Source organism: Paenibacillus turicensis (assembly GCF_050461185.1).
In the GTDB taxonomy this organism is placed as follows: domain Bacteria; phylum Bacillota; class Bacilli; order Paenibacillales; family Paenibacillaceae; genus Fontibacillus; species Fontibacillus turicensis_A.
In genome coordinates this window covers 1-547 of record NZ_JBCMOR010000013.1, presented here as the reverse complement: position 1 = coordinate 547, position 547 = coordinate 1, and the positions used below count along the sequence as shown (strand labels likewise).

The window sequence follows — 547 nt, the reverse complement described above, 5'->3', positions numbered from 1 at the left end:
CAAAGCTCGCGCTGGTTGGGCTTAGCCCACTATTTTGTGGCGTGCTGTCGCTCACGGTTACTGCAAGCGTCTGCGCTTGTCCACCACTAAATTCAAAGTCTAGGTTAGTTACACCTATCCCTTGCTGGGCTAGATATTCTTTCTTTATCGTAACTACATTGCCACCTGTAACTTCATAATCGATTCCTGCTTGTAGCTGAGTTGCCCCGTTTTTAATGCCACTAAACACATTGCCATTTAACGTCAAGCTGACCGTTACATCCGCTTGCGCAGATGCCTTTTTGTCAAAGCTCGCGCTCGTTGGGCTTAGCCCACTATTTTGTGGCGTGCTGTCGCTCACGGTTACTGCAAGCGTCTGCGCCTGTCCACCACTAAATTCAAAGTCTAGGTTAGTTACCCCTATCCCTTGCTGGGCTAGATATTCTTTCTTTATCGTAACTACATTGCCACCTGTAACTTCGTAATCGATTCCTGCTTGTAGCTGAGTTGCCCCGTTTTTAATGCCACTAAACACATTGCCATTTAACGTCAAGCTGACCGTTACATC

At 47.0% G+C, this 547-nt stretch carries 1 protein-coding gene; it reads right to left on the bottom strand.

Features of this window, described 5'->3' with window-relative positions; all coding sequences use genetic code 11:
* A partial coding sequence (locus ABE099_RS16715) for a X2-like carbohydrate binding domain-containing protein (protein ID WP_430032220.1) occupies positions 1–547 on the bottom strand: 547 nt, incomplete at both ends.